We start from the raw sequence: 23,062 nt of genomic DNA on the forward strand, positions 1-23,062 counted from the left end.
GCCGCCGTCGCCTGGGGTCAGGGCATCAGCCGCTTTCGCCCCTGCGACAGGTGCCAGCGCATGGCCAGGGCGGCGCCGTCCCCGTCCTGGGCGCGGATCGCTTCGACGATCATCTCGTGCTCGCGCATCATCTCGCCGATGGCGTCCGGCGGCCTCGAGCGCGAAATGCCCACGCCCGCCCGCATGATCCGGTCGACGTCCGCCTGCAGCGCATCGAAGGCGACCAGGAAGGCGGGATTGGCTGTGGCCTGCACGATGCGGCGATGGAGCTCCATGTCCTCGACATGGGCCGGGGCGTTGGACAGCAGAGCCGCACGCAGTTGTAGCAGGCCCTCCTCGATGCTGGCCATCTCCTCGGCCGACCGCCGCGCCGCCGCCAGCCGCGCCGCCTCGGCCTCGAGCACGAAACGCACCTCGTAGCTTCCGAGCGTGGACGGCAGGTCCGACAGGGGCATGTAGGCGCTCAGCTTGTCCGACGGGCGGTTCTTGACGAACGACCCCGCCCCGCGCCGCGCCTCGGTGATGCCGTCCGCCGCCAGCCGGACCAGCGCCTCGCGGACCACGGTGCGCGACATCCCGAAGATCTCGGCCAGGCGGGCCTCGGACGGCAGGCGATCGCCGACCGCCAGGCCGTCGGCGTTGATCATCTCGACGATGCCGGTATAGGCCCGGTCGGCCAGGCGGCCTTCGCTCATTCCCGGTCTCCCCTTCGACGGGCGTCACCATCGCGCCGTTCGCGCCGGATAGAAAGCGGCCGCCGACCTGTCCACAAGACATGCCGACGCCGCCAAACCTGTATGACAGGTTTTGACACGGAGTTCCGAGCGGCGCAATGTTCACGCTCACATCGTCCAAATCACTTGAACTTGTCCAACAGATAGCGCTAACATGTCTAACCGGATCGGCCGACCAGCATCGGCGGACAAAACGAACGGACGCCGCATCGTCGAACGACGGGCGCGCAGGGACGAAGCAGAGGGGTTCAGCCATGACCACGACGGAAGGCCGGGTTATCGACCGCGATCTGAAGGCGGCGTTTGAGGAGCTCACGCCGACCCAGATGAAGGTCCTGGAAGGCGTCAATTCGGGGCGGCTCAACAAGCAGATCGCCTTCGACCTCGGCATCGCCGAGGCCACGGTCAAGGCCCACATGACCGCCTTGATGCGCAAACTCAATGTTCACAACCGCACCCAGGCCGCCATCGCCGCCCAGGCCCTGGCGCACGGACTGCGGTCCGCCGCCCGCTAGCTAGCCGCCGAACCGCGGGCGGATTTTCGTCCGCTTAGGTCTGGCCCGGCAAGGCCAGCGCCAGAGCCTCGGCGACCCGGCCGACCTGGGCGGCCGTGAGATCGATCGCGAAGGGCAGGCCGATCGTCGAGCGGGCCAGGCGCTCGGTGTTGGGCAGGCGGTCGCGCGGGCAGTCGGCGAAGACCGCGCCGAGGTGACAGCCCTCGCCCCACCAGCGGCGGGTGTCGACGCCTTCGGCCCGCAGGACCGTCTCGACCGTGTCGGCCGTTCCGTCGGGCAGGCCGACGACGCAGACGCTGGTCGTCCATCGCGCGCCCCAGCCGGACTGGAAACGCACCTGCGGAACCGCGGCCACGGCCCCCCGCAGAGCCTGGGCGGCCATGAACCAACGCAGGCGGTCGGCCGGCCAGCCGTCCAGGGCGGCCAGGCCAACGGCGGCGGCGTATTCGCTGAGCTTGGCGTTGGTGGCCACGCACAGCGCCTCACGGGTCCCGTCGAAGCCGAAGCTGGTGAGCCGCCGCACCTGCCTGGCCAGGTCGGGGTCGCGGGTGGCCAGGAAGCCGCCTTCGCCCAGGCCCATGACCTTGGTGGCGTGCAGGCTGACCACGATCGGCAGGCTGGCGTCGCTGGCGGCGTCGAAGGCGGCGGCGGCGTCGACCAGCACCCGCACGGCCGTGTCGTCCTGGAAGGCCCGCCAGGCGTCCAGGTCGGGCATATGGCCGAACGCCGCGACGGGAATGACCGCCGAAACCGGTCCTGGCGCATGGGCCAGCCGCTCGCGGACGGCGGCGGGGTCGAGCATCCAGGTCTCGGCGTCGACATCGACGAACCAGGGGATGAGCCCAGCCTGGCGCACGGCGTGGGCGGTGGCCACGAAGGTCCAGGACGGCGTCGCGCACAGCGAGCCGGCCGGCAGGTCCATGGCCTTCAGGGCCAGGGTCAGGGCCTGGGTGGCGTTGACGGTGGTGACCACCTGGGCGCCGTCGCCGAAGCGATGCGCCAGGCGCGCCTCCAGTTCCATCAGCAGCGGCCCGAAGTTCGAGTACCAGCGCGCCGCGTCGATGCGCTGCAGATAGGGCAGGATCGCCTCGGCCGTCGGCAGGCGCGGACGGGCCACCTGGACGGTCCGCCGCGCGGCCGTTTCGGCCAAGGGCGTGCGAATGGCGCTAGTGCGAGTCAACCGACTTCCCCCTCCGACGAAAGCGGAGCCTGTCGCCAATAGGGTTAACACAATCCTTAACGTTCCGGGCCCGGACGGGCGGAAGCCTTGACCAACAAGGGTGTTGCGCCAAATTGCGACCTATTGTCCCGTGCGTCGGCCGCGGTCGGCGTCGGCTTTCGTTAAGCGTGTCGCGCTTTAGAGTCGGCCCGTGTCCTGGACGAACGATTCGAAAGGTTCCGCATGAGCGCCCCGCAACGCGAGCCGGCTGGTCATCCCGCGGTCGGCGACTTCATCGCGCACGGCTACCACGTGTTCGACGGCGGGGTGGACGCTGGGGCGGCGGGCGAGCTGCTGGCCAGGATCCGGGCCCTGCGGACCTTCGACGCCGATCTCTTCCTGTCCGAGGCCGAGTTCGACGCCGATCCGCGCTATGTCGGCGTCAATCCCGCCCCCGGCCGCAACCTGCTGGAACGCTTCGAGGACGACCTGGCCTTCGTCGAGAAGGACCCGGCGATCGTCGCGGCCGTCAGCAGCCTGCTGGGCGACGACTACGAGATCCTGCTCAAGAAGCTGGTCTGCGGCGTGCCCGCCAGCATCGTGCCCGACTGGCTGAAGGCGCGCATCCACGGCAATCCCGTCAACAATCTGGGCGCCTATGTGAAGGCCCCGTACCGCGACATCACCTATTTCTACGGCATCGACTTCCACCAGGACCTGATCGACTACAAGGACCGCGAAGCCGACTTCATCACCCTCTACATCTACCTGCACGACGTGGGCGCGCACGACGCCCCGCTGTTCCTGCTGGAGGACAGCCACAGGCTGGGCGGGACCCTGTTCCCGCACGACCTGACGCGCACCGCCGACGGCTGGACCTATCGCGACGGCCGGGGCGGCCAGGTCGAGACCCGCCAGCACCTGCTGACCGGCCCGGCCGGCTATGCGGCCATGTGGCACGCCTGCACCCTGCACGGCACCCAACCGGACGCCGCCGACAACGAGCGCCTGTCGCTGCGCTACCTGATCGCCCGCAAGCCGGGCCGCCAGGGCGGGGGGATCGACGTGGTCAACGCCGCCCTGAACGGTCCGCTCAGCCTGGACGCCACCCGCAAGGACCTGGACGCGCGCGGCGCGGCGGTGATCAAGGCCAACAGCGTCAACAAGGCTTAGGGGCGGTGCAATGACCCAGGTGTCGCTGAGGGCGGTGCGGGAAGACGATCGGGCCAGGCTGCTGGCCTGGCGCAATGATCCGGCGGTGTCGGCCTATATGTACGGCGACCACGTCATCGGCCAGGACGAGCACGACCGCTGGTTCGACGGCATGGCCGGCTCGGACCGCGCGGCCTACTGGGTGATCGAGGTCGACGGCGCGCCGGTGGGCCTGGCCAACCTGGCCGATATCGACCGCAAGAACCGGCGCTGCGCCTGGGCCTATTATCTGGCCAGCCCTTCGGTGCGCGGCCTGGGCGTGGGCTCCTATGTCGAGTTCTGGATGATCGAGCACGTCTTCGGCGGGCTGGGCCTGGAAAAGCTGTGGTGCGAGGTTTTGCTGTCGAACGAAGCGGTGTGGAAGCTGCACATGACCTACGGCTTCCAGCGCGAGGCCCTGTTCCGCCACCATGTGATCAAGGGCGGCGTCCCGCTGGACGTGGTCGGCCTGGGCCTGCTGGCGGCCGACTGGCCGGCCCTGCGTCCGGCCCTGGCCGAGCGGCTGCGGGCCAAGGGGTTTTCGATCGCCGACTGAGCCGCGGCGGCGGGCTCGGACGCCATGGTTAATTCGGCTTTAAGCATAGTTGGCCACCCTCTCGGACAGGCCTGGTTCGACGGGTCGGATCGGGGCGAAACCGGGTGCGGACGGCCAAAATCAGGGCGATAGCCAGTCATCTGCCGGAGGGGCGGCTCTCCAACGACGACCTGGCGCGCCTGTATCCCGACTGGCCGGCGAGCAAGATCCTCGAAAAGACCGGCATCCGGGAGCGACGGATCGCCGCGCCCGGCGAGACGGCCGGCGACCTGGCCTTCGCCGCCGCCCGCGCGCTGTTAGACCGCGAGGGGATCGACCCGGCCAGCCTCGACTTCCTGCTGCTCTGCACCCAGGCGCCGGACTACGTGCTGCCGACCACCGCCTGCGTGCTGCAGCAGCGGCTGGGCCTGCCGACCACCGCCGGGGCGCTGGACTTCAATCTCGGCTGCTCGGGTTTCGTCTACGGCCTGTCCCTGGCCAAGGCCCTGATCGAGAGCGGCCAGGCCCGGCGCGTGCTGCTGCTGACCGCCGACACCTATTCGAAGTTCATCCATCCGATGGACAAGAGCGTGCGCACCCTGTTCGGCGACGGGGCTGCCGCCACCCTGGTCGAGGCCGTGGAGGCGGACGCGCCGGCCATCGATCCGGTGGTGTTCGGCACCGATGGGGCGGGGGCCGAGAACCTGATCGTGCCGGCCGGGGGCTTCCGCCGCCCGCGCGACGCGGCCAGCGCGGCCGAGACGATCGACGCCTCCGGCAATGTCCGCTCGGCCGAGCACCTCTACATGAACGGCCCGGCGATCATGACCTTCACCCTGAAGACCGTGCCGGCCGCCATCGCCCAGGTCCTGGACCGCAGCGGGCGGACGATGGAGGACCACGACCTCTTCGTCTTCCACCAGGCCAACGCCTTCATGCTGGAACGGCTGCGCCAGAAACTGGCGATCCCGGCCGACCGGTTCGTGATCCGCATGGAGGCCTGCGGCAACACCGTTTCCTCCACCATTCCCATCGCCCTCGAACCCCTGCTGAACGCGGCCGCTCCGCCGCGCCGCGCTCTGCTGGTCGGCTTCGGGGTCGGCTATTCCTGGGCGGCGACCAGCGTCGTCCTCTGACGGAGAACCATCATGAGCGCCTTCTATGCCGGTCTGGCCGAGATCTTCGAGATCGACACGGCCGAGATCACCCCCGACCTCGAACTGGCGGCCTACAACTGGGATTCGCTGGCCGTCGTCTCGACCATCGCCCTGATCGACGAGGTCTATGGCGAGCTGGTCGACGGCGCGGCCCTGGCCAAGTGCGTGGTGGTCAGCGACATCCAGGCCCTCATCCCCGCCGCCCAGGCGGCGTGATGAGCGCGGCGGTCGGTTCAGCGGCCGGGCAGGGCGGCTTCGCCGTCGGCGGCGTAGCCCTGCGCGGCGTGGTCTCGGCCGTTCCCGGCCAGCCCATCGACAATGCGCGTTTCGTCGAGCGCTTCGGCGAGCAGGCGGTGAACGACGTCGTCAAGATGATCGGGGTCGAGGCGCGGCACTGGGCGCGTCCCGGCCAGACGACCGCCGACCTGTGCCTGGACGCAGCCCGAGTGCTGCTGGAGCGGCTGGACTGGGCGGCCGAAAGCGTCGACGCCCTGGTCTTCGTCTCCCAGACCCCCGACCACCGCCTGCCCGCCACCGCCTGCATCCTGCACGGCCGCCTGGGGCTGGCGCCCGGCTGCCAGGCCTTCGACGTGAGCCTGGGCTGCTCGGGCTACACCTACGGCCTGTGGCTGGCCGCGGCGATGATCAACGCCGGCTGCCGGCGCGTGCTGCTGCTGGCCGGCGAGACCAGCAGCCGGCTGGTCGACCCGTCCGACCGCGGCACCGCCATCCTGTTCGGCGACGCCGGCACCGCCTCGGGCCTGGAGGCCGCGCCCGGCGCGCCGCCGATCCATTTCCGACTGGGCACGGACGGCTCGGGGGCCGGCGCCCTGATCGTGCCCGAGGGCGGCTTCCGCACGCCCGTCCCCGATCCCGACCGGCCGGAGGGCCTCGACCCCACGCGCCTCCACATGGACGGCGGCGAGGTGTTCACCTTCACGCTGCGGGCCGTGCCCAGGCTGATCAAGGACACCCTGGCCGACGCCGGCGTCGAGGGCGACAGCGTCGACGCCTATCTGCTGCACCAGGCCAACCGCTTCATGCTGCGCCACATCGCCAAGAAGATCGGCGCCACCGAGGCCCAGACCCCGATCAACATCGACCGCTACGGCAACACCAGCTCGGCCACCCTGCCCCTGCTGCTGACCACCGACCTGGCCGAGCGCGTCACCCGCGCATCCAGCCGGATGATGCTGGTCGGCTTCGGGGTCGGCCTGTCCTGGGGCTCGGCCCTGATGGAGTTGGAACCGCTGACCTGCGCGGAGACCATCGTCGCATGATCTTCGCCCCCGACGCCCTGGCCGGGCGGACCATCCTCGTCACCGGCGCCTCCTCGGGCCTGGGCCGCGCCACCGCCCAGCTGGCGGCGCGCTGCGGCGCCCGGGTGATCGCCACGGGCCGGGACGCCGCGCGCCTGGAGGCCACCATCGCCGACCTGGCCGGAGACGGCCATCGGGCCTTCGCGGCGGTGCTGTCCGACGCCGACGAGACCGCCGACGCGATCTCGACCGCCGCGGCCGAGGCCGGCGGCCTGGACGGCGCCTTCCACGCCGCCGGGGTCGAGCTGATCCTGCCGGTCCGCCTGACCAAGACCCGCAATCTCGACGAGGTGTTCGGGGCGGCGGTCAACGGCGCCATGGGCCTGGCCCGCGCCGCCGGCAAGACCGGGACCCTCAAGCCCGGCGCCTCGATCGTCTTCATGTCGTCGGCCGCCGCCTCGCGCGGCCGTCCGGGCATGGTGGCCTATTCGGCGGCCAAGGCGGCGGTCGAGGGCCTGACCCGATCCCTGGCCTGCGAGCTGGCCCCCAAGTCGGTTCGCGTGAACGCCATCGCCGCCGGCGGGGTCGAGACCGAGATGCACGGCCGCCTGGCCCGAGGACTGTCGGAAGCCGGCATGGCGGACTATGAACGCCAGCACCTGCTGGGCTTCGGCGCGCCGGCCGACGTGGCCAACGCGGCGGTGTTCCTGCTGTCGCCCGCCAGCCGCTGGGTGACCGGCGCGGTCTGGACGGTGGACGGCGGCTATCTGGCCAGCTGAAGGGGGACGCCATGACCGACTATGTGCTGGTGGGCGGCGGGGCCTTCGCCCGCGAGATCTTCGACTGGTTCGCCCCGGGCCTGGAGGCCGGCGACCGCTTCAGCGGCTATCTCGACGACGGCGACCAGCCGTTCAGGGCCTTCGGCCGCGACCTGCCCCAGCTGGGCGACACCCATGGCTTCAAGCCCGGTCCCGAAACCCTGCTGGTGATGGCGGTCGGCGACCCCGACGGCAAGCAGACCCTGGCCGAGCGCCTGACCGCCCAGGGCGGACGCTTCGCCACCCTGCTGCACCCCCGCGCCTGGATCTCGGCCTCGGCCCGGCTCGGCCAGGGGGTGGTGGTGGGACCGTTCGCCGACGTCTCGGCCGACGCGCGCGGCGGCGACTACGTCACCCTCAACGCCTATGCCAGCATCGGCCACGACGCCCAGGTCGGCGACTTCTCGACGCTCAGCGGCTATGTCGACCTGATGGGCGGGGTCAAGGTCGGTCGCGTCGCCTTCCTCGGCTCCGGGGCGCGGGTCCTGCCGGGGGTGTCGGTCGGCGACGGCTGCATGATCGGCGCCGGCGCGGTGGTGGTGCGCAAGGCCCCCGACGGCGCCACGCTCTACGCCGCCCCGGCCCGCCGACTGTGACGCCCGCCCTGCCCCGCCTGGACGACCGGCTGCTGACCGACTTCTGGCACCTGGTCGCCCATCGCGCCGAACTGGCCGAGCCCGGCGCCTGGCTGCGCCTGGACTGGCCCGGCGGCGACCTGGCCCTGTTCAACGACGAGGGCGAGATCCTGGCCTTCGACAATGTCTGCCCGCACCGCGGCGCCCGCTATTTCACCGGCGATCATGGGGTCGGGCGTGTAGTCTGCCCCTATCATGGCTGGGCCTATCGCGCCGGCCAACTGCGGGTGGCCCAGCGCGCCAGTTTCGACGAGGCCGAGCTGGCCGGGATTGGGCTGCGCACCTTCCGCACCGCCTGGTGCGGCGACTTCCTGTTCGTCGGCCTGGCCCCGGTGGAAAGCCTCGACGCCCAGCTGGGCGAGGCCTTCGCCGACCTTGAGCGCGCCTCGCGGCGCATCACGGCCCGCCGCGACTTCAACGCCTTCCCCTTCCAAGCCCACTGGCGGGTCGGGGTCGAGAACGCGCTGGAGGGCTACCACGTCAATCCGATCCATCCGCAGACCCTGGCCCCGCTGGGCCTGATCGACGACCGCATCGACTACCAGGGCCGCAACATCGGCTACCTGGCCCGCATCGGCCAGGCTCGCACCGCCAAGGGCCTGTCGGTGATGAAGCGGTTCTTCGAGGTCGACGAGGCCTATGAAGGCTATTGGTCGCTGTACGTCTTTCCGTTCGCCATGGTCTCCTCGACCTTCGGCTACTCCTACGCCCTGCAGACCTATTTCCCGTCGGCGCTCCCCAACCAGGCGCATTTCTGCAGCCGGCTGCTGACCTCCCGCGTCAAGCCCGGGGCCGAGACGGCGGTCGAGGGGTTCTTCGAGTCCAGCGCCCAGGTCAATCGCCGGATCTTCGAGGAGGACCACGCGATCTGCGCGCGGGTCAGCCCCAGCTACGACATGACGCGGCCCGGCCGGGTGTTCGCGCGGTCCGAGGAACGGGTCCGGCGGTTGCACGCCATTCTGACGGCGCTGGCCAGCTAGGCCTTCACCCGCCAGAGTTCGAACATCTCGCGATAGGCCTGCTCCATCATCCGCGCCACGCCCGCCTCGTCGCGGTAGGGCGCGGCGGCGAAGCCGGCGGCGGCGCGGTCGCGCAGGGCCTGCAGGCCGGCCGGCGAGGCCGAGACCTCGATCGCCTTGGCGACATAGTCGTCCCAGCTGTCGGTCACCAGGTCGGGCAGGCCCGCCTCCGTGACGATCGCCACGCCCGTGCGGCTGTAGAAGGTCTCGCCGCGCAGAGCCAGGACCGGCACGCCGCGCGACAGGGCCTCCAGCGAGGTGGTGCCGCCCTGGCAGGGCGAGGTGTCGAGCGCCAGGTCGACCAGGCCGAAGGCGTTCTCATAGGCCTCGCCCTTGGTGTGGCCGTCGAAGACCAGGCGATCCATGTCGACGCCGTGGGCGGCGAAGCGCGCCGCCATGACCCGGGCCAGCACGTGGTCCTCGTAATAACGGTACTTGAGCAGCAGCCGCGATCCGGGCCGGCCCTTCAGGATCCGCGCCCAGGCGGCCACGGTTTCGTCGCTGATCTTGGCCGGATTGGTGAAGCTGCCGAAGGTGACCTGGCCGCTGGCCAGGGATGGGGCGGGCGAGACGCGGGCCTGCGGATCGGGCCGGAACGGCGCGGAGATCCGCGGCACGGTCCAGACCGTCTCGGTGAACAGCTCGGCCATTCCGGGCGTCGGCACGGAATCGGCGTGCAGCGCATAGTCCATGTTCGAAAGGCCGGTGGTTTGCTGGTAGTTCAGCCAGGTGACCTGGACGGGCGCGGCGCGGCGGCCGAACACCGGCAGGCGATTGCCCGGATTGTGCCCCCAGACGTCGACCAGCACGTCGATGCGATCCTTGCGGATCAGGGCGGCGGCGTCCTGGTCCGACAGCGCGCCGATGGCGCGCACGGTCACCGGCTGGGCCCACTCGGTCTCGCCTGCCGCCTCGGCCGGATAGAGGAAGACCTCGACCTGCTGGCGATCGTGGCTCTCGATCAGCGGCACGACGAACTGGCGAGCCTGGAGCTGGACGAAGCTGGGCGAGACATAGCCGATCCGCAGCTTGCGGCCCGGCTCGCGGCTGTTCTTCAAGGCCGGCGCCGGGCCCTTGTCCTCGTAAAGCCGGCCCCATTCGCGCGCCTCGGCGGCGTGGCGCCGGACCCCGTCGTTCACGAAGAACAGCGAGAACAGCAGGAACTCGTGCGCCTGGGCGGTGGTGCGGTCGCTCTCGGTCACCGCGCGGAAGACCAGGGCGGCTTCCTCGGCCCGGCCCTGGTGGTGCAGGCACAGGCCGTAGGTGAACAGCGCCTGCATGTCCGGATGGCCGGCGCTGATGGCCAGGCTCAGCGCCACGCCGGCGGTGGCGATCGCATTGGCGTCATAGAGCATCTGCGCCACGGCGACGGCGTATTCCGGGTCCTTGGTCAGGCGCTGGACGTCGCCGCCGAAGCCGCGGATCAGGGCGAAGGCGTGCAGCAGTCGCGCGTCGTTCAGCGCCCCGTCGGCCTCCTCGGCCTGGCCGGCGCCGAGGGCGGCCGAGGCCAGCCAGTAGCGCAGCTCGTGCTTGGACGGTTCGGCCGCAACCAGCGCCCGCATCAGCGGGAGCGCCCCGGCGGCGTCGCCGGCCATCAGCAAGGCCTTGGCGGCGGTCAGGTCCTGGCCGGCGTTCGGAGGGGTCGGCAGGCCGGACATGGAAGGCTCGCATCGGTTGGAAATCGAGGCCGATAACGCCGGCATTAGGGTTAATGCGCCGCTAAGAAACGCCGGCGGACTCGACCTTAACGATCATGATCGCGGCTCCGAGATCATCGGCCGGTTTGGGCCGCCGTAGCCAAGGGAACAAGGCACGGCTTCGGCGATGACGATAACCATCGTCGTTCTCGATGTTGCGAGCGGGCAAGGTGCGGGGACAGCTTGGCGACGACTCGGACGAAGCGTCGTTTGCGAGGGTTCGACCGGGGCGCGCGCCCCAAGGCGCCTCATGCACCCTCTTTCGATTTCTCGCAGAACGTGCAGTAAATTAGTGACCGGTTCTGGAGTTGCCGCCATGTGGCGAAGCAAGGCAATCATTATAGTGCTCGTCGCTTCGCTTGTTAGTTTCACGGGTGGATTTGTCCTGCGGCCGGTCATTGCGCCGACGCAGCAGACAGCCCCCGGCGCCATCTCGTCCCCCATCGCTGCGGCGCCAAGCCAAGCGCGGGGCGCGCAATATTTCGTCGCGCATGTTGACGAGGCGCGTCAGGTTGTCGCCGGATGCCGAGACGGCTCGGTGCGGGGCGGCGAATGCGCCACGGCCGAGGAGGCAATCATCAGGATCGAGGCTCAGGAGCGCACCAAGCGGTTCTTGGGCAACTGACACCGGCCCGTCCGCTTGATCCATTGTGTAGATCGGTTGCGCAGAAGCCCCGCGCGTTCAGAGACACTTAGATCCCGATCGTGGTCGGGATTGCGTAGATTGCCTGTGTAGCAATCGTCGAAAAATGGTCGCCCAGACGGTGAACCGCAACGTTTTCAACGATGTCAGGAAAGATGGCGCGCAGATACGGATGCTGCGGAGAACTATGAGTGGCCGCTGGCGATCTAAGCGAACCGAACGACAGTCAGCAAGCGTCGCTGCGCATTAGCCTGCCTTACGGCATCTTCGCAGGAGCGAGTGGCATAAGCGCTACCGAGCCAGAGAGGCGGCCGAGCCGTCCAGCGATGACACCTGCCAGCATCATGCTCAGGCCCGAAAGGATCACAAATATCAGGCCGGCCGCGCCGATCGCAATCGCCCGGATTCTCTCTCCCTCCATGTTCGGCGCCTTAGCGGCGATCGAGTGCGAGGAGAAGGATTGTCCGTGACGACGGCACCAATCGGCCATCGCCTTCATTCGCCAGGTCACAGCCCAGGTTGGTTCTAGGTCAGACGCAGACATCGCGTTCAACAGCTGTGCGGCGCGAACGGGATCATCACGGAGATAGGCACGCTGGGCAGCCTCGTAGCGCAGTGAGGCGATCTCGATGGCTTTGAGCTTCTCGGCAAATGGACTTGCAAGCCGCGCTTCAAGGGCCGCGATGACAGGCTCTGAAACAGTGGCGCCGCTACGGTCGTTGATCGCGGAATCCGCTGTCGCCATCAAAACAACGACAGCGACCAATGCAGCCAAACCTTTCCATTTGCGAGCAAAGAAGCAGTACAGGCCCGCCAGGACCGCCCCGAATTTAAGGAAATTCAAGGTGATCTGGACCACCTCCGTGGAGACGCCGAACACGAAGGCGCGGTTCCCGCTACTTTGCAAGACAGCGCCCTGCGCCAAGATGAAATCCGTACCGGGCAGAGGGACGTGGATCGTACTGAACGCCTTTGCGGGAAAAACGGGGGGCAATCCGCAGAGCCACGCAAACAGGATCAGGAACAGGCCTACGCCAAAACCATAGGGCGCCAAGCGCTCGAGTCTCACGCCGCGCGCTTCGAGGGTGGCGGTGTGCTGCGCCAGCGGAAGGGGACGGGCGGCGACGGAGTCGTTTTCCGCTAAACCCGCGTCCGACGCGAGGCTTCGCATCAGCCCATGAACGCGACGTAGGCGCGCGGCGAGTCGAGCCGCGAGGAGCTCCACGAGCATGGCCACGACCACGAGGCAACCACCCAGCCAGATCGTCAGGCGGCTCATTATGGCGGGTAGCGGCCCTGGCGGTGTTAGGGTCCGATCCCGAAACGGCGCGACAGCTTGGCCTTGGGCCCGCGCGTAGCCGGACATTGCGATGATCCGGTCGCGCGCGCTGAGGCTGCCTGGAACGTAGTCTGCCCCCATGCCGGCGAGATGCCTGGCCAATTCCCGAGGCTTCTTGGCGATATAGGCGCTCTGAGCCAAGACGTAGTGCGCCGCTCGCTGCTCCTGAGGGCGAAGACGTCCTGGGTCCAGGGTTGCGATTTTCAGATTTGGGCGCGCCGCGCCGTCGGCTTCAGCGACACGCTCCGGATCCCAGCGCGAGGTTCCGGCTTCGACCACACGGTTGCTGAAGGTGAACCAGATGTCCGGCGCCGGCTTAAGCGGTATGAACGACACCGCGAGCAAGACGGCGGCGACGCCAGCCAGTATTCGACGACGACGGATCAGATCGCCGACAAGCGACCAGACCAGGCCGGCCCGAAATGTGAAGAGCGCCGTATATATCCAGAACTGACTCGCCACCCATCCGGGGCGTTTGTCCAGCGTCACACCTTGGGCCTCGAGAGTCGCTCTCAGGCTGGCGGGAATGTCCAGTCTCTGATCGAACCCGTCGGGGATATGCAGGGGCGTACGGTGCCAGGCTAAGCCCAGGCAAAACATCGTCAGACCGAGCAGCGTGATTAGGCCCGCGCCCAGCCGCACGACCCTGTCCCGGCCCTCCAACGCTGAGACGCTCTGGTGCATGTGAAAGGGCTTAGCGCGCTAAGGGCTGCGGCTGGGGCTCGTGCGATAGGCCGCGAACCATTTCATCACGAAGTCTGCTCAGGTCCTCCAGCGCTTCGGCGCGTGATTTCTCGCCCTCGGCGTGCACGGTCCGGACATCGACGAAGGTCTGGATCAACGTGTCATGGACGTGGCGCAACGTGTCGATGTCGATTACCAGCCTTTGGTTCGTCTTGGCCGTGGCCACCGCGTTCTCGTGAAGCAGTTCGGCGTTACGACGCATGAACAGGTTGGTCGCGTCGTCAATGTCGTTAGCCAGCTGCGCCGCGTTGCGTTGCTCGTCGAGCGCGAGGGCCAGAGTAAAGCTACGCTTCCACGCCGGCAGGGTCAGGCGCTGGATCGTTTGAAACTTGTCGATCAGCAGCAGGTTGTTGCCTTGCATGACCCGGATCATCGGCAGGGTCTGCAAGCTGCTGTGCGCGAGCATGGACAGGTCGGCGACGCGCTTGCCTAGGGCTTGGCGACTGGCCTCCATCGCTTGACCCACCTCAAGCGTGGCGGTGTTCTGCGGTTCAGAGGCCAGGTCCGCGAACTCTTTCTCCAGGTGAGCAAGGCGGCGCTCCGCAGCGCGGACGTGCAGAGTCAGGCTGGCGTGCTCTTCCTTGACGCCTTCATACATGGCGTCGAAGTCTTGTGCGCGCGCCATCAGCCTATTGGCCGTCGCGTCGATATCGGCCGCGACCTTGTCCACCTGGGTTTTCACCGAGGCAAACTTCGCCATGGCCTTTTCCTTCATGGCTGCGCCCTGGCGCAGGAGGCGGCCGATGATCGGTGTGCGACTCCAGGTTCCATCCAAAGACGCGAGGTCGAAGGCCTGGGTCGACAAGATGATCTCGTTCAGTCGGGCGCCGGCCTCGTCCAGATCGCCACTGCGCGCTTTGCTCAGGAGGGCGTCGGCGTAGTGCGCCGTCTTGGCCCCCACATCCTTGCCGAACTGGGCGATCGACAGCGGCGAGCGCACGTCGATGGATGCGGCAAGGGCGGCGACGGCGTCGTCGCTAGGTTCCTGGAGAAGGGACGTGTTTTGCGCGCGCGCGCGCGCTTGGGTCTCAGGCATTGGCTTTTCCGTCAAGAAGGTTGTCGAGGCCGGCAACCAGGCTGGCGTGCAGCTGAGGCAAGTCCAGGAAAGGGTGAGGCGCTCTTGGGTCAGGGGAGACAGCCTGGGCTGCTGCTAGGCCGGCGCGCTGCCAGAGCGGCAACAGGAGGCGCTCGACCTCCATGAAGCGGTCAAGCAGTCCCTTGAGGGTGGAAATCGAAAGCTCGATTTGCTTCAGCGTCAGTGCGTTGGCGGCCTCGAGCGTCATCAGGTTAGCGATCCGGCGTTCAAAGCGGGCGCGGATTTCAGGAGGCGCCTCACGCGCGCCGGGGGCGCTCAGCGCCGCCCTCGCTTCACGGACCACCAAGGCGAGCCGCTCCTGTTCGGCTTCCGTCCTGCGCGCCGTGCGCCAGAGCAAGCTGCCAGCGTCCCGAGCGGCTGTGGCCCGCGCGCGGCCTTCTTCGCACGCGCCACGCAAGGTCTTGCAGGCCAGATCGAACTTGAGCCGCGCTTCCAGATCGGCGCCGGTGAATTGGTGCCACCAGCTCTTTCGCTTAACCACGGCGTTGACGTCCAAAGCGCGAAGCGAGGTGACGAGCCCTGAAATGCAATTCGACAGATCCCTGGCTGGGGTCGTCGCCAGCAGGCGGTCATCGATCGGCTCAAACGCCGAGGCCGCATCTAGCAACGCCAGGCTCGCCTCCGACAGCGGCAGCAGATCGCTCGCCGCGAGGTCGGGTCGATTGTCGAACGTCGGTTTAAGGAGCGGTGACATGCCCCTTTTCTAGGGGCGCAACCTTAACGCGCGGTTCTTCCGCGCTTTAATTGTGCTTGGCAAAGCACAAACGCCTCGGGCGCTTCGCAAACCGTTAGCGTACTTTCGGCGGCTCCGGGGTAGCTCTGGGAAACCCTGGCGTAAAATAGCGTAGGTGCGCCCGGAACGATTCGAACGTCCGCCCCCCCAGATTCGTAGCCGGCGCGATCGGACAGGGGCTGTGTCACCTCCAGGATCGCCGTTTCGTACCGCGAACGGTGGCCGAAATCGCTGTCGATCGCCGCCTCGATCCGCTCGCGCCAGGCGACGAGCGCCCCCTTCAGGGCGGCGAGATGGGCTCTGCGTTCGGCCAACGACGGCGGGCCCGCATGCCCAAAGGCTTCGCGCTGAGCCGCCTGAAGGAGGAGCGAATGTCGGTCTGGACGCTTTTCTATCGAGCGGCGCCACCAATCGGTGTGGGGAAGGTCAGTCACAGTCCTTGGGACGAAACCTCGGCCTTCTGGATCGAACTCCAAAGACTTTCGAGACCGCGAAAATCGACCGTGTCCAGCCCCTCAACAAAGGCGTCGCGGAACAGGCCCAAGAGCGCGAGCGCCTCGGCCGCCCTTCCCTGCGCCAGCCAAAGCTGCGCCAGGTCGTGCGCGGCCCGCAGTTCCCAGGCGCGCGCGCCCTGTCGGCGGCTGACGTCCAAGGCCTCGCCCAGCAGCCGTTCGGCTTCGCCGTCCTGTTCGACGCGGTGTTGCGCGACGATGCGCGCGCGCAGACGGAGCAGTTCCGGCAATGCGAGAGCTTCTCCGTTCGCGCGGCACCGCGCCAGAGTGGCGTCCACCGTCCGCAGGGCGTCGTCGGGTCGGCCGCTGAGCAGCAGGCCCTGGGCCAGGGCAAGCTCGAAGGTCGTGGTCAGCAGTTCGTATCGGGCGGCGTGCAGGCGCGCCAGGCTCTCTTCGATTCGGGTCACGCCCTCGCCGGCCCGGCCCGTTTCGACGGCCCGCGCGCCCCTCTGGCCAAGGGCGACGGCGATGTAGGGCGCAAAGCCGTTGACCTCGGCGATCTCGGCGAAGGCCTCGAGGCTGGCCTGCGCCTGGGCCTCGTCGCCCGTCCAGACATAGATCGAATGGCTCCAGATCAGGGCGATGCAGCGCGTCACCGGATGATCGAGCGCCATGGCTTCGATCTCGGTCTGCACCGCCAGCCGCCGCGCCTGGTCGGGCAGACCTTGCAGCCACAGGACGCGCGCCAGCGCGATGCCGGATCGGTTGCGATGATCGAAGCCGTAGTAAAGCGTGCGGCTTCGCTCGGACGGCGCACTCTTCCAGAGCGAGAGCTCCAGTTCACGCCGCGCTCTCGCCTGGTCTCCGGACAGGTGGTGCGATACGCCGGCCAGCGAAGCGGCCAAGCCGATCGCCTCGGGGTCGCCGACCTGCGCGGCGACCTCCACGGCCTGCTCCGCCCACGCCAGGGCCTGCTCGAACTCGCCCACCCGCTCATGGAAGATGTGCAGCCGGCCCAGCAGCCGCAGCTGGTTCCAGCGATCCTCCAGGGCGATGGCGATGTCGAGCGCCCGACGCAGGGCGACTCCGGCTTCCGGGGCGTTGCCGCGGGTGAACATGATCGTCAGGCCGAGCGCGGCCTGCAGCTCCATCTCCTCACTGGTGTCGCGGAATTGACCGTCCAGTCGCTGCACCGCCCGCTCGCACCAGGTGCGGCACTCCACGAACAGCGACAGAAAGGCGAACAGCGGAACGCTGGCGGCCACCAGCGACGTGGCCACGGCCAAATCGCCTTTGGGCCCGAAGCTCCAGTCCAGGGCGTCGCGGACATTGCCCATCTGCCCCGACATCATGGCCGCGCCGGCGAAGACCGCCTCGGGCGTCTCGCCCAGTCCGGCCAACGTGTCGCGGAAGAAGCGCGCATGGCGTCGGCGGACGGCGTCCAACTCGGCCTGCCCGCGTTCGTCCAGCTTGGCCTTGCCATAAGCCCGGGTGGTTTCGAGCAGCCGGTAGGCCTCGGGGCAGTGGGTCCGATCCGGCGTGACCAGGCATTTGGACGTCAGTTCCTCGAAGGCGGCGACGACCTGCGCCTCGTCCAATTGGTCATCCGAGACGACCGGCAAGGCGGCCCTAAGCGAGAACGGCCCGCGAAAGACCGACAGTCTTTCCAGCGTGCGCCGTTCGGTCTGGCTCAGGAGCCCATAACTCCAGTCCAGCGTGGCCTGCAGGGTCTGCTGCCGGGGCTGGGCGGTGCGTCGTCCCGTCCAGCCCAGGGCGAAGCGCTCGCCCAGCATGGCGCTGGTGGTCTCAAGGCCGTGGGCGGCCGCCCGCACCGCGGTCAGTTCGATGGCCAGGGCCATGCCGTCGAGCCGCTGGCACATCTGGGCGATCGTCCGCGCCGCCTCGACGCCCACCGCCAGACCGCTATTGGCGGCGCAGGCCCGCTCGACGAACAGCTGGACGGCCGGGAAAGCCAGAATGTCCTGCAACGACAGGCTCGCTGTGTCGCTCGGAAACGGCAGGGCCCCCAGCCAGTGGACATGCTCATCGCGCGCCCGCAACGGTTCGCGGCTGGTGGCCAGCACGCTGACCCTGGGGGCGGTCTCCCTTATGCGTTCGGCGACGGCGCAGGCGGCGTCGACCAGATGTTCGCAATTGTCGAGGATCAGCACGATGTTCTGGGCGCGGATGTGGCCCAGCAGGACGGTCATCGGGTCCTCGGTCTGCACGGGAATGCCCAGCGCGCCGGCCAGGGCTGACGGGATCAGCGCGCCATTGGCCAGGGCCGCCAGGTCGACGAACCGCACGTGGCGGCCATGTTCGCCGGCCAGCCGGTAGCCCGCCTCGACCGCCAGGGTGGTCTTGCCCATGCCGCCGGGGCCCACCACGGTGAGCAGGCGGGGCTGAGCCACGCCCTCCAGCAGGCGCTCGACATCCGCTTCCCGGCCGATCAGCCGCGTCCGGGTCGGCAGCGCGCCGGCCGCCCTCAGCGACAGCGTCGCAACGCTGCTTCCAGCAGGCGGCGGCGGATCGACCATCGCGGCCGCCTTCAGCGTGCCGACGAACGCATAGCCGACGCCGACCTGGGTGGCGATGTAGCGCTCGTCCCCCTCCCCGTCGCCCAGCAGCTTGCGCAGGCTGGTCATGTGGAAACGCAGGCTTGCGTCCTCGACCGTCCGCCCAGGCCAGACCCGATCGAAGAGTTCACGCTTGGACACCACGCGCCCGGGCTGTTCGACCAGGGCGACCAGCAGGTCCAGCGCCCGGCCGCCGATGTCGACCGGCGCGCCGTTCCGGATCAGCAGTCGCTGCCGGGGCCGCAACTCGAACGGTCCGAACGCGAGCCCGTCGACCCCCATGTCGGGATATGCGTGCTCCAAGACCCGACCCTCTCATCGCCTTCCCGCGCGGCTTGCCCGCCGACCCGGTTCGTCCTGACTAGGGGAATTCGCCCCAGCCGATCAATCGGCAGCGCCACGAGAACTCACAGCATCTCGCGACGCCTAACACGCAAAGTCGGTCGGGTTCGGACAGGATCGAGGACGCGGCGCACTCGTCCACCTTCGTCATCCGTCCCGGGAACCTGTCCATGCCCAAACTGCTCACCGCGCTCGCCGTGGTCCTGGCGCTCAGCGGATCTGGCGCGCTCGCCGCGCCGTCCCACAAGCCGGTCACCATCGTCCTGGTCCACGGCGCCTTCGCGGAATCGGCCAGCTGGAACCAGGTCGCCGCCCTGTTGAAGGCCGACGGCTACCGAGTGATCGCCGCCGCCAACCCGCTGCGCGGCGTCAAGGACGACGCCGCTTCGGTGGGGCGGGTCGCCGCCGCCGTCCAGGGACCGGTCGTCCTGGTCGGCCACTCCTACGGCGGCGCAGTGATCAGCGACGCCGGCGCGACGCCGGCCAACGTCAAGGCCCTGGTCTTCGTGGCCGCCTTCGCCCCCGACGCCGGCGAGAACGCCCTGGAGCTCACCGGACGCTTCCCGGGCGGCTCCCTGGGCCAGGCCCTGGCGCCGCCCGTCATGCTGCCCGACGGCAGCAAGGATCTCTATATCGACCAGGACAGGTTCGGGCCCCAGTTCGCCGCCGATGTCGCGCCGGCCGAGGCCGCGCTGATGGCCGCCACCCAGCGCCCGGTCCGCGACGCAGCCCTGACCGAGGCCTCCGGCGCCCCCAGCTGGCGGCGGCTGCCCTCGTGGTTCGTCTATGGAACCGGCGACAGGAACATCCCGCCCGCCGCGCTCGGCTTCATGGCCACGCGGGCGGGGTCCAAAAAGACGGTCGTGATCGAAGGCGCCTCGCACGTCGTCATGGTCTCGCACCCCAAGGCGGTGGCCGAACTGATCGAGGCCGCAGCGGCAGCCCAGCCCTAGCCTCGCCGACGGCGGTCCTTCGCCCGTCGGCCGCGCAAGAGCTCACACGCGCTCACGACGCCTAACGACAAGACGGATCGCCTCGCGCCTAGTCTCAATACGGCTTCAACAGGAAGGCGATCCACCATGGCCGATGACCTCCCCGCCCTCGCCGTCGACGCGCGCCGCCGGCGCCTGATCGGCGCGATGACCCTGACCGCCGCGACCGCGGCCTTGGCCGGAACCCGCCGCGCCGAGGCCGCGACGCCGGCCAACGCCCTGCCGTTCGGCGCGCTCAAACAGATCGACGCCGGCGTGCTCAGCGTCGGCTATGTCGAACTGGGGCCGATCAGCGGGACGCCGGTGCTGCTGCTGCACGGCTGGCCCTACGACATCCACGCCTTCGCCGAGGTCGCCCCGCAGCTGGCGGCGGCGGGTTATCGCGTGATCGTCCCGCATTTGCGCGGTTACGGGACGACGCGGTTCCGGTCGGTCGACACGCCGCGCAACGGCCAGCAGATGGCCTTGGCGGCCGACGGCCTGGCCCTGATGGACGCCCTGAACCTGAAGCAGGCGATCGTCGCCGGCTTCGACTGGGGCGCGCGGACCGCCGACATCATGGCCGCCCTCTGGCCGGAACGCTGCAAGGCGCTGGTCAGCGTCAGCGGCTACCTGATCGGCAGCCAGCAGGCCAACAAGGCGCCCCTGCCCCCCAAGGCGGAGCTGGCCTGGTGGTACCAGTTCTACTTCGCCACCGACCGCGGCCGGGCCGGCTATGCGGCCAACACCCACGCCTTCGCCAGGCTGATCTGGCAACTGGCCTCGCCGCAATGGACGTTCGACGACGCGGTGTTCGATCGTAGCGCCGCCTCGCTCGACAATCCCGACCATGTCGACATCACCATCCACAACTACCGCTGGCGGCTGGGCCTGGCCGATGGCGAGCGCCAGTACGACGACCTTGAGCGCCAGCTGGCGACCGGCCCCACCATCGCCGTGCCGACCATCACCCTGGAGGGCGACGCCAATGGCGCGCCGCATCCCGAACCGGTGACCTACGCCAGGAAATTCACCGGCAAATACGCCCATCGCCTGATCGCCGGCGGCATCGGTCACAACCTGCCGCAGGAGGCCCCGGCCGCCTTCGCCCAGGCCGTGATCGACGTCGATCGCTTCTGAGACGGGGGCGCGCCATGTCCTCCCCCTCCTCCATGCTGGCGATCGGCGGCGGCGTCGCCGTGGTCGCCGGCCTGTGCTGGGCCTGCGCCCCGGTCCAGGCCCCGTCGGCGGCGTCGCCGCTCTATGGCGTGACCCTCCCGAAGGGCTATCGCGACTGGACCCTGGTCGCCCCCGCCCAGGAGGCCGCGCCGCTGGACGAGCTGCGGGCGGTCGTCGGCAACCGCAAGGCGCTGGACGCCTACCGCGCCGGAACCCGACCCTTTCCGGACGGCACGGTGCTGGTGAAGCTGGCCTGGAAGCACACCCCCTCGCCCGACTTCCCGCCGGCCTCGATCCCGGGCCCGGCGACGACCGTCCAGGTCATGGTCAAGGACTCCGCGCGCTACGCCGCGACCGGGGGATGGGGCTTTGGCCGGTTCGTCGACGGCAAGCCCGTCGACCGGGCCGAGCACCAGACCTGCTTCGCCTGCCACGCCGCCCGCGTGCAGGACCGCGACTACGTCTTCACCCGCTACGCGCCCTGAGGCGCGCCCTTCTCTCCAAGCTCCACGGAGTTCCCCAGTGAACGATCTCTTCCTTCCGGCCACCCGTCGCACGGTGGTGGGCGGCCTCGCCGCGGCCGGCGCGACGGCGCTCACGCCGCACTTGGCCAAGGCCGCATCGCTCGCCGTTCGCCCCTTCAAGGTCGCCATCCCGCAGGCCGACGTCACGACGATGAAACGCCGCATCGCCGCCACCCGCTGGGCCGACGCCGAGCCGGCCGGCGACGACAGCCAGGGCGTCCGCCGCCAGACCCTGGAGCCGCTGATGCGCTACTGGGCGACCGGCTACGACTGGCGCAAGGTCGAGGCGCGGCTGAACGCCCTGCCGATGTTCGTGACTGAGATCGACGGTCTGGACATCCAGTTCATCCACGTCCGCTCGCGCCACGAGCAGGCCCTGCCGATGATCATGACCCACGGCTGGCCGGGCTCGATCCTGGAGTTCCTGAAGGCCATCGATCCCTTGACCAACCCTACCGCCCATGGGGGCAGGGCCGAAGACGCCTTCCACCTGGTCATCCCGTCGATCCCCGGCTTCGGCTTCTCGGCCAAGCCGAAGACCTTGGGCTGGGGCTCGGACCATATCGGCCGGGCCTGGTCGGCGCTGATGCTGCGCCTCGGCTACGACCGCTACGTCTCGCAGGGCGGCGACTGCGGCTCGGTGATCTCCCAGCGCATGGCGCTTCAGAAGGTAGAGGGGCTGCTCGGCATCCATCTCAATATGCCCGCCGTGGTCCCGGCCGACATCGCCAGGACCCTCGCCGCCGGCGATCCGGCCCCGGCCGGCCTGTCGGCCAACGAGCGCGCGGCCTTCGACCAGTTGGAGGCCTTCTATCGCGACAACGCCGCCTATGCGGCGATGATGAACACCCGGCCCCAGACCATCGGCTACGCCCTGGTCGACTCGCCCGTCGGCATGGCCGCCTGGATGTACGAAAAGATCGCCCAGTGGACCTATAGCGGCGGCGATCCCCTGAAGGTCCTGACCCGCGACGAGATCCTCGACGACCTCTCGCTTTACTGGCTGACGGCCACCGGCGCCTCGGCCGCCCGGATCTATTGGGAAGACCACACCAACAACTTCAACGCCCGCGGCGTCATCGACCTGCCCGTCGCCGTCAGCGTCTTTCCCGGCGAGATCTTCCGCGCGCCCAGGACCTGGGCCGAGCGCTGCTATCGCGACCTGATCTATTTCAACGAAGCCTCGAACGGCGGCCACTTCGCCGCCTGGAAGCAGCCGGCGCTGTTCGCCCAGGAAGTCCGCGCCGCCTTCCGTTCGCTGCGCTGATCCCCCTTCTCGCAAAGGAACCGACACCATGACCACCGCTCCCCGCACCCTCTATACCGGCAAGGTCCATGTCGCCGGCGGCCGCGAAGGCGTCGCCCGCAGCGCAGACGGACGCCTGGACATCAGGCTCTCCACGCCCGGCGGCCCCGGAACGGGCACGAACCCCGAGCAACTGCTGGCCGCCGGCTGGTCGGCCTGTTTCGAGGGCGCGATCGCCATCGCGGCCAAGCAGATGAAGCTCGCCCTGCCCGAGGCCCCGGCGATCGACGCCGAGATCGATCTCAATGTCGATGACGACGGCTACGGCCTCGCCGCCCGCCTCAACGTCGTCCTGCCCGGCCTGCCGAGGGACATGGCCCAGGCGATCGTCGAGGCCGCCCACCGCACCTGCCCCTATTCCAAGGCGCTGGCGGGCAATATCGACATCGCCATCAACATCGTCTGAGCCCGCGGAAGGTTGACGGACGCCACCCCCAC

At 69.0% G+C, this 23,062-nt stretch carries 22 protein-coding genes and 1 tRNA gene; 15 read left to right on the plus strand and 8 right to left on the minus strand.

From position 1 onward, the window contains the following. Positions 1–17 precede the first annotated feature (17 nt). A complete protein-coding gene (locus ACIPQB_RS20320) occupies positions 18–695 on the minus strand; it encodes a FadR/GntR family transcriptional regulator (protein WP_446487072.1) in 678 nt (225 codons plus the stop codon). A gap of 293 nt (positions 696–988) precedes the next feature. Between ACIPQB_RS20320 and ACIPQB_RS20325 the strand changes: the two genes are divergently transcribed. Further along, positions 989–1,249 (plus strand): LuxR C-terminal-related transcriptional regulator, encoded by a 261-nt coding sequence (locus ACIPQB_RS20325; protein ID WP_446487073.1) that lies wholly within the window; start codon positions 989–991, stop codon positions 1,247–1,249. Between the two features lie 34 nt (positions 1,250–1,283). Here ACIPQB_RS20325 and ACIPQB_RS20330 read toward each other — a convergent pair whose 3' ends face one another. Next, positions 1,284–2,429, minus strand: coding sequence for a DegT/DnrJ/EryC1/StrS family aminotransferase (locus ACIPQB_RS20330; protein ID WP_446487074.1), 1,146 nt, complete (start codon positions 2,427–2,429; stop codon positions 1,284–1,286). 222 nt (positions 2,430–2,651) lie between these two features. On the opposite strand from ACIPQB_RS20330, the gene ACIPQB_RS20335 reads away from it, so the two are divergent. The 8 genes from ACIPQB_RS20335 to ACIPQB_RS20370 all read left to right on the plus strand — a co-directional run bounded on the left by ACIPQB_RS20335 (position 2,652) and on the right by ACIPQB_RS20370 (position 8,983). Next, a complete protein-coding gene (locus ACIPQB_RS20335) occupies positions 2,652–3,581 on the plus strand; it encodes a phytanoyl-CoA dioxygenase family protein (RefSeq protein ID WP_446487075.1) in 930 nt (309 codons plus the stop codon). 10 nt (positions 3,582–3,591) lie between these two features. Next, the gene (gene pseH / locus ACIPQB_RS20340) at positions 3,592–4,155 is read left to right on the plus strand and encodes a UDP-4-amino-4,6-dideoxy-N-acetyl-beta-L-altrosamine N-acetyltransferase (RefSeq protein WP_446487076.1); all 564 of its coding nucleotides are present in this window, start codon (positions 3,592–3,594) and stop codon (positions 4,153–4,155) included. A gap of 104 nt (positions 4,156–4,259) precedes the next feature. Continuing rightward, positions 4,260–5,270: a 3-oxoacyl-ACP synthase III family protein gene (locus tag ACIPQB_RS20345; protein ID WP_446487077.1), complete on the plus strand. Its 1,011-nt coding sequence runs from the start codon at positions 4,260–4,262 to the stop codon at positions 5,268–5,270. A 12-nt stretch (positions 5,271–5,282) separates the two neighbouring features. Next, on the plus strand, positions 5,283–5,507 hold the full coding sequence (locus tag ACIPQB_RS20350) for a phosphopantetheine-binding protein (RefSeq protein WP_310080691.1): 225 nt from the start codon (positions 5,283–5,285) through the stop codon (positions 5,505–5,507). Continuing rightward, positions 5,507–6,571 carry a 3-oxoacyl-ACP synthase III family protein gene (locus tag ACIPQB_RS20355; RefSeq protein WP_446487078.1) on the plus strand — a complete coding sequence of 355 codons (1,065 nt, stop codon included), beginning with the start codon at positions 5,507–5,509 and terminating at the stop codon, positions 6,569–6,571. The genes ACIPQB_RS20350 and ACIPQB_RS20355 overlap by 1 nt, the downstream gene beginning before the upstream one ends. Continuing rightward, a complete protein-coding gene (locus ACIPQB_RS20360) occupies positions 6,568–7,329 on the plus strand; it encodes an SDR family NAD(P)-dependent oxidoreductase (RefSeq protein ID WP_446487079.1) in 762 nt (253 codons plus the stop codon). Before ACIPQB_RS20355 ends, ACIPQB_RS20360 begins: the two co-directional genes overlap by 4 nt. Positions 7,330–7,340: 11 nt before the next feature. Continuing rightward, entirely contained in the window at positions 7,341–7,964 is a 624-nt protein-coding gene (locus ACIPQB_RS20365; protein WP_446487080.1) for an acetyltransferase, read from the plus strand. Continuing rightward, positions 7,961–8,983 (plus strand): aromatic ring-hydroxylating oxygenase subunit alpha, encoded by a 1,023-nt coding sequence (locus ACIPQB_RS20370; RefSeq protein ID WP_446487081.1) that lies wholly within the window; start codon positions 7,961–7,963, stop codon positions 8,981–8,983. The genes ACIPQB_RS20365 and ACIPQB_RS20370 overlap by 4 nt, the downstream gene beginning before the upstream one ends. Here the strand turns inward: ACIPQB_RS20370 and ACIPQB_RS20375 are convergent. Further along, positions 8,980–10,680, minus strand: coding sequence for an O-linked N-acetylglucosamine transferase, SPINDLY family protein (locus ACIPQB_RS20375; RefSeq protein WP_446487082.1), 1,701 nt, complete (start codon positions 10,678–10,680; stop codon positions 8,980–8,982). The two genes, ACIPQB_RS20370 and ACIPQB_RS20375, sit on opposite strands and share 4 nt — an antisense overlap. Before the next feature lie 355 nt (positions 10,681–11,035). Here ACIPQB_RS20375 and ACIPQB_RS20380 point away from each other — a divergent pair, with 355 nt between their 5' ends. After that, positions 11,036–11,344 carry a hypothetical protein gene (locus ACIPQB_RS20380; RefSeq protein WP_446487083.1) on the plus strand — a complete coding sequence of 103 codons (309 nt, stop codon included), beginning with the start codon at positions 11,036–11,038 and terminating at the stop codon, positions 11,342–11,344. A 274-nt stretch (positions 11,345–11,618) separates the two neighbouring features. Here the strand turns inward: ACIPQB_RS20380 and ACIPQB_RS20385 are convergent, their stop codons facing one another. From ACIPQB_RS20385 to ACIPQB_RS20405, 5 genes are all read right to left on the minus strand, one after another. Further along, entirely contained in the window at positions 11,619–13,343 is a 1,725-nt protein-coding gene (locus tag ACIPQB_RS20385) for a hypothetical protein (protein ID WP_446487084.1), read from the minus strand. Positions 13,344–13,395: 52 nt separating this feature from the next. After that, positions 13,396–14,481 carry a toxic anion resistance protein gene (locus ACIPQB_RS20390; protein WP_446487085.1) on the minus strand — a complete coding sequence of 362 codons (1,086 nt, stop codon included), beginning with the start codon at positions 14,479–14,481 and terminating at the stop codon, positions 13,396–13,398. Then, positions 14,474–15,235 carry a hypothetical protein gene (locus ACIPQB_RS20395; RefSeq protein WP_446487086.1) on the minus strand — a complete coding sequence of 254 codons (762 nt, stop codon included), beginning with the start codon at positions 15,233–15,235 and terminating at the stop codon, positions 14,474–14,476. The genes ACIPQB_RS20390 and ACIPQB_RS20395 overlap by 8 nt, the downstream gene beginning before the upstream one ends. 155 nt (positions 15,236–15,390) lie before the next feature. After that, positions 15,391–15,474: transfer RNA gene (locus ACIPQB_RS20400), tRNA-OTHER, on the minus strand. A gap of 230 nt (positions 15,475–15,704) precedes the next feature. Further along, positions 15,705–18,605: an ATP-binding protein gene (locus ACIPQB_RS20405; RefSeq protein ID WP_446487087.1), complete on the minus strand. Its 2,901-nt coding sequence runs from the start codon at positions 18,603–18,605 to the stop codon at positions 15,705–15,707. A 209-nt stretch (positions 18,606–18,814) separates the two neighbouring features. On the opposite strand from ACIPQB_RS20405, the gene ACIPQB_RS20410 reads away from it, so the two are divergent. From ACIPQB_RS20410 to ACIPQB_RS20430, 5 genes are all read left to right on the plus strand, one after another. Next, on the plus strand, positions 18,815–19,597 hold the full coding sequence (locus ACIPQB_RS20410) for an alpha/beta fold hydrolase (protein ID WP_446487088.1): 783 nt from the start codon (positions 18,815–18,817) through the stop codon (positions 19,595–19,597). Between the two features lie 126 nt (positions 19,598–19,723). Beyond that, complete coding sequence (locus tag ACIPQB_RS20415; RefSeq protein ID WP_446487089.1) at positions 19,724–20,755, plus strand: alpha/beta fold hydrolase; 1,032 nt, start codon at positions 19,724–19,726, stop codon at positions 20,753–20,755. Positions 20,756–20,769: 14 nt separating this feature from the next. Beyond that, a complete protein-coding gene (locus ACIPQB_RS20420) occupies positions 20,770–21,279 on the plus strand; it encodes a cytochrome P460 family protein (RefSeq protein ID WP_446487090.1) in 510 nt (169 codons plus the stop codon). A 37-nt stretch (positions 21,280–21,316) separates the two neighbouring features. Then, positions 21,317–22,585, plus strand: coding sequence for an epoxide hydrolase family protein (locus ACIPQB_RS20425; protein WP_446487091.1), 1,269 nt, complete (start codon positions 21,317–21,319; stop codon positions 22,583–22,585). A gap of 28 nt (positions 22,586–22,613) precedes the next feature. After that, on the plus strand, positions 22,614–23,030 hold the full coding sequence (locus ACIPQB_RS20430; RefSeq protein WP_446487092.1) for an organic hydroperoxide resistance protein: 417 nt from the start codon (positions 22,614–22,616) through the stop codon (positions 23,028–23,030). Positions 23,031–23,062 lie beyond the last annotated feature (32 nt).

The organism is Caulobacter sp. LARHSG274 (assembly GCF_052871235.1).